Here is a 7,746-nt window from a genome sequence, read left to right as displayed (position 1 = left end):
TACGTCCACCTCGGCACCGCAACCGCCGCAGCCCTCACCATCTGGCTACAAACATGATCGGCCGGACAAGTCCTAGTCGGCCCCGCACCCACGGGGATGGTCCCGGCGCTCCACTCTGCGTCCGTGCGGCGGCCGCGTCGGCCCCGCACCCACGGGGATGGTCCCCGGAGGGCGAGGACGGCCGCTGGCTGGGGGTGGTCGGCCCCGCACCCGCGGGGATGGTCCCCCTCTCCGGGGCACTACGGGTGGCCAAGGGCCGTCGGCCCCGCACCCGCGGGGATGGTCCGCGCGTAGCCGAGGCCGACGTGCATGTCCCGGGGTCGGCCCCGCACCCGCGGGGATGGCCCCAGCCAGCCCCGTGCGTCGATGGGTCGGCCCATGTCGGCCCCGCACCCGCGGGGATGATTCGCCGCAGGCCTCGGGGGGAGGGCTTCGGCAAGGACTGCCAGGAAAAACTCGTCCTCCGCGCCGCCCGGGGCGTGGCAGGTGGGGCGTTGGGCAGGTGAAGCGGCCGGCAGTGTGCGGTGTACGCCCGAGCGTTGTACGAGCCGAACGGTTGACCGCGCCGCTGTACGTAAGCCCAACCTTGTGCGCCCGCCCGTGCTCGCCGCTACGCTGCATAGGCGATACATCCTTCATCGGCGGTGCGATCTTGGGGCAGGATCATGAGCGGCGAACAGTGGACCATCGAAACCATCCGTGAAGCCCTCGGTGCGCCCTCCCTTGCTCAGCGGTTCCTCTCCGAGATCAACCGAGCGCCGGCCCACGAGTTGTTGACGGTGTTCGCGAAGTGGGAGCGGATCGCCAAGAACATGCAGGTCGCGTTCGTGGAAGCCGACGAGGTCACCGCGGCCGAGGCCCGCGGGGAAGAGCCGTCCGGCGTGTGGATCGACGGTGGCGAGCGCGTCGAACGCATTCGGCAGGCAGCTGATCGAAACCCCACACGCGGGGCTGCCTGACCTGGCAGCATCTACGGTGTGTACAAGCTGCGCTACAGCACTGCCGTCGAGGCTGTCTGGGACGCTCTGCCTGATGAGGCTCGGGAAGAACTCGATGCCGCCATCCTCGGCGTCTGTGAGGATCCCTACGCGGCCACGGAACCCCATAGCGACAGCGAACCCCACCGCCGTGTCCTCACCCTCCGCCACACCGCGGTCGCCTGCGTCGTCATCGACGGCCCGCCCGGTGTGCGGCGGATCCGCATTCACAGCATTGACTACCTCGGCTGACCGCGCTCGCTCAGCCTATCCACGTAAGCAGGCTGTCCTCCCGAATCCGGGAGGACCACGCCCGGGCCCTTACCACTGAGGAATACCAGCCAGCCCCGCACCCGCGGGGGCGGGGCTGGCTGGGCGGGTTTCAGGCCCCGTAGGGGTTCTGCCCGCATAGGATCCAACCGATGGAAATCGCGCTGTCCTCGGCCTGAAACTACAGGTCGGCAAGTGTCGGCCCCGCACCCGCCGGGATGCCCCTGTGGACCTGCACCGGCCCGGATATGTCCACGGGTCGGCCCCGCACCCGCCGGGATGCCCCCGGAGGAGAAATCCAGCGCCTTCTATTGATTCGAAACGGTTTGGGTTCTGGGTCGTTGGTGGGGTGTGAGCGATCTGGTGGGGGACGCGCGGCATCTGTCGCCGTCGGCGCAGGAGACCCTGCGGTTGCGGGCGGTAGCCGCCTTGGTGGCAGGGCGGGACCGTGAGGACGTGGCGACGGTCTTCGGGGTGTCTCTGAAGGCGGTCGACAAGTGGTGGGCGAAGTGGCAGGCGGGCGGCCGCGAGGCGCTGGTCATGCGGCCGCGGGGCAAGCCGGTCGGCGTGCACCAGGTGCTCGGGGAGGCCGAGCAGGCCGCCGTGCGGCAGGCCGTCCTCGACCATCGACCCTGCGACGTCGGCCTGAGCGGGCAGTTGTGGACGCGTCGGCTGGTGGGCGAGCTGATCGTGAAGCTGTACCGGGTGCGGCTGACCGATCCCGGGGTGGGCAGGTATCTGAGGCGGTGGGGGCTGTCCTTCCAGCGTCCGGACAAGCGGGCAGTGGAGCAGGACCCGGAGGCCGTCCGGCGCTGGCACGAGGAGGCATGGCCGGCGATCCGGGCGAAGGCGAAGAAGGACGGTGGCGAGGTCCTGTTCGCCGACCAGGTCGGCATCCGCTCCGACCAGGTCACCGGCCGGACCTGGGGTGAGAAGGGCAGAACGCCCGTGGTGCGGCGGAGCGGGAACCGGTTCTCGGTGAACGCGATGTCGGCGATCAGCACCAAGGGCCGGATTCACTTCATGGTCTTCACCGAGAGCTTCACCGCCAAGGTGATGTGCCGCTTCCTGGACCGACTCGCCGGCCACTTCGACCACAAGGTCCATCTCGTGGTCGACGGGCACTGCGCCCACCGCTCGGGGAAGGTCCGGGACTGGCTCGCCGCCCACCCTGACGATGTCGAGCTGCACTTCCTGCCCCCGTACTCGCCCGAGCTCAACCCTGACGAGCTGGTCAACGCCGACCTCAAGCACAGCCTGCCCAAGCAGCACCGAGCCCGGGACCAGGCCGAACTCGCCGCCGAAACACGCCGCTTCTTCCGCAGACGGCAGCGTCAGCCGCACATCGTCCGCGGCTACTTTGGCGGCCCACACGTCCGCTACGTCCTGGACGAGAACCCCATAAGTTTCTGATCAATAGACGCTCGGCCCCGATACGGGGCCTGTTTTGTATAAAACACAACTACCGCAGACGTACCCCCGCCCCACACGGCCCGGCCCCGCAAGGGGCCACCGCCTTACCCGCCACCGCGCCCCACCACCCGCGCCGCTTCGCCCTCAGCCATCGACCGCCCTCGCAGTACGAAGCAGGGACTCCCCACCGGGAACCCCGAGCGAGCCACCAGCCGGACCACCAAACCGACCGGCAGCGATAGCGCCGGCCGGTCCCGACCGGACCGGGCCAGCGCTACCAGGACCTCCCCGACCATGCCCACTGGTGGACACCAGCAGACCCCGCGACGGTCCCGCCGGTGTACGGGCTCGACGACGAGTTGCCGTAAGACGCGGTGCGGGGCCGCGGGCGGCGGTGCCGTACTGGAAGATCCAGTAATTGGGAGGGGTGGCGGGGATGGTGAAGCAGGCGCTGGCGGGGATGTTGAAGCAGGCGCTGGCGGGGATGTTGAAGCAGGCGCTGGCTGCAGCCGGGGGAACGGCGGTGGCGCAGGCCGTCGGGACGGACGTGGGGACCGGGCCGCGGAACGCGGTCGCCCGCTGGTTCGGCCGCGGTGGCGCCCGGCGGGAGCAGGCCTAACTCGCGGCGCCGCCGGGCCACCGCGAACGCGGAGGCCGAGGCCGCCACGAACACCGACACGAACCCGGTGACGCCGCCGGCCGTGCCGAACATGGCGCTCTCGTCGCGGTGAGGGCCTCGCTGTCCCGGTCGGCGTCGGCGTACCGGCGCGCGTCCCCGGTGAGGACCCGGACGCCCTCGCTGCCGCGCACCGCCTCGCGCACGGCCGCAGCATCGGCGTCGACCACGAGCCGGGAGTCGCGCGGCGGCAGTTCGGCGGCGCGGGCGCCGGTGGAGAACACGGCGTTCCCAAAACCGAGCCCGGCCACGGTGCCGACGACGCGCACGGTGCCTCCGTCGGTCCGCACCCGGGTGCCCGGACGGCCCCGGTCACCGCGGACGGCAACCTCGTCCGGGGCCGCGGGAGCGCGTCCCGCATCGAGCTCGTACGGCACGAAGGCCGCCGTGGGCCAGGGGTGGCCCATCGGATCGGCGGGCCCGCTCCCGGTCCGCACGGCGAACGACCGGTCCTCGACGGCGGTCCCGAGGTCCCGCAGCTCCACGGCCGCGTCGTCGGGCACGGCACGCGAGGGAGCGTCGGGAGCGCCCTCGCGCCCCGGGGCGGGGCTCCGGCCCGGCCGGAGCCCCGCCGCAGGTCAGCTGGTGGGGAAGGTGTCGGGGGTGCTGATCCGGCTCTTGAGCAGTGCTCCGGACTCGGTCAGCACACCGCTGCTGCTGTAGTCGCTGCCGTTGCAGGTGCCGGGCCGGAACGCCGCGCTGCTCTCGTTCGCGTCGGAGTAGGTCCAGTTCGCGTAGCCGATCTTCAGCTGGTCGAGCAGGTCCAGCCAGGCCGTGGTGCTCGCGCGGTCCATCGCTCCGCCTCCGGTGGCGCTCACCGTGCCGAACTCGCTGACGAACAGCGGCAGGCGCGAGGCCGCCCGGCTCAGCGTGGCGCGGTAGTTGTCCTTGTGGCTCGCGGCGTAGAAGTGGAACGCGTACATGATGTTGGTGGCGTTGACGGGGTTGTTGACGACCTCGCTCTCGTTGGAGCCGTCCGAGACTCCCAGCGAGGACCAGCCGCGGGTGCCGACGATGACGACGGCGTCCGGGTCGGCGGCCCGGATCACCGGGATGACCTGTTCGGCGTAGTTCTTGATGGCCGTCCAGCTGACGCCGTTGGGTTCGTTGGCGATTTCGTAGATCACGTTCTTCTTGTCGGCGTTGCGGGCGGCGACGGAGGCGAAGAAGGTCTTCGCGCGGTCGAGGTTGTAGTTCGGGTCGCCCGGCGTCAGGGTGTGGAAATCGATCAGCGCGTACATGCCGCGGGCCTCGGCCATGTCGACGAGGCTGTTCACGCGGTTGGTGAAGCCCGCCGGGTCGGTCTCGTAACCGCTCTCCTGCACGTACATGGCGATGCGCAGCAGGTCCGACTTCCAGTCCTTCGCCAGCGCGTCCAGGGACGCGGTGTTGTAGCACTTGCCGAACCACTGGATGCCGTGTGTGCTCATGCCCCGCAGTTGGATGGGGCGGTTGTACTGGTTGCACAGGTTCACGCCGCACACCTTGAGCTGCCCGTTGATGCCGACCGGGGTACCGGTGCCGGGGCCGGGATCCGGGTCGGGCGGGGGCTCCTCGCCGCCGACGGAGCCCGTGCAGGCCACGCCGTTGAGTGTGAACGCGGTGGGCTTCGGGTTGGCGCCCGTGAACGAGCCCGTGAAGCCCAGGTCGGCGGTGCCGCCGGTGGCCAGGGTGCGATTCCAGTCGACGTTGGCGGCGCTGGCCGTGGAGCCGGACTGCGACCAGGTGGCGTTCCAGCCCTGGACGATCTTCTGCCCGCTGTCGGGCCAGGTCCACTTGAGGACCCAGCCGCTGACGGGATCACCCAGGTTGGTGACCTTCACCCCGGCCTGGAAGCCGCCCTGCCACTGGTTGGTGAACGTGTAGTCGACCTTGCAGCCGGCGGCGGCCGCTGCCTGGGGACTGAGCAGTGCCGTGAAGCCCAGGACCGTGGCGCAGGTCGCCAGTAGGGCCGATAAGCGTTTCAAAGCGTTCCTCCTCGTGCTCGTGCGAAGCGGCAACAGCGCGATGGGAGCGCTCCCAAACCCCATCGGCCCGAGACCGTACACGGTGTGCCGATGCGCGTACAGGCATCTGACCGACCGACTGTGCGGCGGCGCGGGTGACCGCTGCTCAGACGGGCAGTGCCGGCCGGGCGCGGTCGCGCCGCCGCACCCGGCGGGCCGGGTTCCTCCGGCTCCCCCTCCAGCCGCCGCGCCCAGGCGAACAACTCGCCGAGCGGCTCGGGGTCGACGGCGACGGGACCTGCCGGCCTCGTCGGGCACCGAGGGGGTCGCGGGCCAGGACGAGGATCCGCGGGTCCCGCCGCCGGCGCAACACCGCCTGGCACCCGACCCCCGGCGTGCCCGCCGCCCGGCGCCGTGAGCGCGCCCGCATCAGCAGCGGGAACATCCGGGGGGCGGGCGCCCCCTGTCCGGTGCGGCCCGACCGGGAGGCGGGCCGACGTCCCCGGCCCGTCGCTAACCGACCCGCTGCATCGCCTTCCGGTGCCGTTCCGCCATCGCGGCCCCGGACTCGCGGCGGGCCATCCTGCGCAGGACGGACGGTGCGAGGAGCAGCCCGGCGACCGTCCAGGCCCCCAGTACGCCTGCCGTCTCCAGGTACCGCCAGGATCCGCCGATCTCGGCCGCGGCCGCTTCGGCCGGCAGCAACGCGGCCCTGAGACCGAGGCCGAGCCAGTACACGGGGAAGACCTGCCCGACGGTCTGCAACCACTCGGGCAGCTTCGACAGGGGGAAGTAGATCCCGGAGATCACGACGAGCCCCATCACCGGAAGCGTCAGCAGCCCGATGGTGCGCGGGCTGTCGACGAGTGAGCCGATGACGGCGCCCATCGGCAGGGTCGCCAGGAGACCCAGCGGCACCACCCACACCAGCGTCAGAAGCGCCCCGCCGCCCTGCCGGGCGACCCCGTCCACCAGGAACACGCCCACGGCGAAGAGGAGCGCCACAGAGACGAGAGCCGTCCCCGACACCGTGATGATCTTGCCGACCAGGTAGCCGACCATGCCGTGGGGCACGGCCTTGGCCCGCAGCAGAGTGCCGTCCTCGCGCTCGGTCGCGAGCAGCTGCGCCGTGGTCATCATCCCGGTGAACGCGAGCGTCATCCCCAGCATGCTCGGCAGCATGAACGCGCCGGCCGAGATACCGGCGCCCTTCAGCGGATCGTCCCCGACCAGGAACAGCGGCACGATGAGCAGGACCGTCCACAGCACGTACCCGAACACGTCCTGGCCGGTGGTGAAGGTCTGCCGGAGTTCCGTCCCGCCGCGCCGCACCCCGGCTCCCACCGCGTACCACACCGGACTCATCGCGATTCCTCCCCGAAAGCACGCGCCGCCCGCCGACCGGGGCCACTCCCCGCTTCCAGCTCCCGCACCATCGTCAGATAGGTGTCCTCCAGGCTCGCCCGGCGCACCTCCAGCCCGCCGATCGCCTCGCCGTGCTCCTCGAACAGCCGTCGGACGAACCGGGTCGGCTCGGCCGTCGCCGCCTCGAAGGGCCGCCCGTCCCGCGTCCAGCGCACGGTGGCCTCGGCCGATGCCTGCCGGGACAGCTCCTCGGCCGCGCCGTCGGCCACGATCCGGCCACCGGCCAGGATGAGGATCCGGTCGGCGAGCTTCTCCGCCTCGGCGAGGTCGTGCGTGGTCAGCAGGACGGTGGTGCGCTCGTCGGCGAGTCCGCGTACCAGGCCGTGGAACTCGCTCCTGGCCTCCGGGTCCAGTCCTGCCGTCGGCTCGTCCAGGAACAGCAGCTCGGGTCGGCCCACGATGCCGACGGCCACGTCGAACCGCCTGCGCTGCCCGCCGGACAGGGTCCCGACCCGTTTGTCCGCCTGCGCGGTCAGCCCCACGGCGGCGATGAGCTCGTCGGCGTCCCACGGCCGCCGTACGAGGGCGGTGGAGTACGGCGCGTAGTACGAGCCGAGGTGGGCCAGCAGCTCCCGCACCCGCCATTTGCCGTGGTCGCGCCAGGACTGCAGCACGATGCCCAGGCGCGCACGCCACCGTTCGCCCCCGCGGGCCGGATCGGTGCCGAGGACGGTCACGTCGCCGCCCGAGCGCATCCGGAAGCCCTCCAGGACCTCGATCGTGGTCGTCTTGCCCGCGCCGTTCGGGCCGAGCAGCACGACGACTTCGCCCTGCCGGGCCGTGAAGTCGACTCCCTTGAGGACGTCCTGGTTGCGGTAGCGCATCCGCAGGTTCCGTACCTCGATGACCGTGTCGCTCCCCGGCGGTGGAGCGCTCCCGGCCTCGGATGGAGCGTGGGCGGTCGTCATCGGTGTCCCCCGTCCGTCTCGTGGTCCGTCCTTGGAGATCAAGGCCGGAGGCGTGCCGGCGTCCGTGGTCATGGGACGTGCGCACGGCTCTGGTTGCCGAGCCGCCCGGCAGCAGCCGTTCGGGCCCTCCT

General features: G+C 71.4%; 7 protein-coding genes and 1 pseudogene. 4 read left to right on the top strand and 4 right to left on the bottom strand.

All coding sequences use genetic code 11. From position 1 onward, the window contains the following. Positions 1–665 precede the first annotated feature (665 nt). The 4 genes from ACFSJS_RS24605 to ACFSJS_RS24590 all read left to right on the top strand — a co-directional run bounded on the left by ACFSJS_RS24605 (position 666) and on the right by ACFSJS_RS24590 (position 3,279). Complete coding sequence (locus ACFSJS_RS24605; protein WP_380904056.1) at positions 666–959, top strand: hypothetical protein; 294 nt, start codon at positions 666–668, stop codon at positions 957–959. 18 nt (positions 960–977) lie between these two features. Beyond that, positions 978–1,229, top strand: coding sequence for a type II toxin-antitoxin system RelE family toxin (locus ACFSJS_RS24600; protein ID WP_380904054.1), 252 nt, complete (start codon positions 978–980; stop codon positions 1,227–1,229). 369 nt (positions 1,230–1,598) lie between these two features. Beyond that, on the top strand, positions 1,599–2,660 hold the full coding sequence (locus ACFSJS_RS24595) for an IS630 family transposase (protein WP_417824442.1): 1,062 nt from the start codon (positions 1,599–1,601) through the stop codon (positions 2,658–2,660). Positions 2,661–3,096: 436 nt separating this feature from the next. Continuing rightward, positions 3,097–3,279, top strand: a complete 183-nt coding sequence (locus ACFSJS_RS24590; RefSeq protein ID WP_380904070.1) for a hypothetical protein — start codon at positions 3,097–3,099, stop codon at positions 3,277–3,279. On the opposite strand, the pseudogene ACFSJS_RS24585 reads toward ACFSJS_RS24590, so the two are convergent. The 4 genes and pseudogenes from ACFSJS_RS24585 to ACFSJS_RS24570 form a co-directional block, all read right to left on the bottom strand. Continuing rightward, positions 3,244–3,743 (bottom strand): annotated as a pseudogene (locus ACFSJS_RS24585) (ABC transporter permease); the annotation flags it as partial. The gene ACFSJS_RS24590 and the pseudogene ACFSJS_RS24585 sit on opposite strands and share 36 nt — an antisense overlap. Positions 3,744–3,914: 171 nt before the next feature. After that, positions 3,915–5,303 carry a cellulase family glycosylhydrolase gene (locus ACFSJS_RS24580; protein ID WP_380904052.1) on the bottom strand — a complete coding sequence of 463 codons (1,389 nt, stop codon included), beginning with the start codon at positions 5,301–5,303 and terminating at the stop codon, positions 3,915–3,917. Positions 5,304–5,795: 492 nt separating this feature from the next. Next, on the bottom strand, positions 5,796–6,647 hold the full coding sequence (locus ACFSJS_RS24575; protein WP_380904050.1) for an ABC transporter permease: 852 nt from the start codon (positions 6,645–6,647) through the stop codon (positions 5,796–5,798). After that, on the bottom strand, positions 6,644–7,615 hold the full coding sequence (locus ACFSJS_RS24570; RefSeq protein WP_380904048.1) for an ABC transporter ATP-binding protein: 972 nt from the start codon (positions 7,613–7,615) through the stop codon (positions 6,644–6,646). Before ACFSJS_RS24570 ends, ACFSJS_RS24575 begins: the two co-directional genes overlap by 4 nt. Positions 7,616–7,746 lie beyond the last annotated feature (131 nt).

It is taken from the genome of Streptomyces desertarenae (assembly GCF_042681365.1).
Taxonomy (GTDB): Bacteria; Actinomycetota; Actinomycetes; order Streptomycetales; family Streptomycetaceae; genus Streptomyces; species Streptomyces desertarenae.
Note: the sequence above shows the minus strand (reverse complement) of the source record. Positions and strands in the feature narration are given on the sequence as shown.

What these genes read in the sequence shown, in the direction of transcription:
- ACFSJS_RS24570 (WP_380904048.1), bottom strand. Translation starts at nt 7,615, where the DNA reads ATGACGACCGCCCACGCTCCATCCGAGGCCGGGAGCGCTCCACCGCCG.
- ACFSJS_RS24590 (WP_380904070.1), top strand. Translation starts at nt 3,097, where the DNA reads ATGGTGAAGCAGGCGCTGGCGGGGATGTTGAAGCAGGCGCTGGCGGGG.
- ACFSJS_RS24605 (WP_380904056.1), top strand. Translation starts at nt 666, where the DNA reads ATGAGCGGCGAACAGTGGACCATCGAAACCATCCGTGAAGCCCTCGGT.
- ACFSJS_RS24575 (WP_380904050.1), bottom strand. Translation starts at nt 6,647, where the DNA reads ATGAGTCCGGTGTGGTACGCGGTGGGAGCCGGGGTGCGGCGCGGCGGG.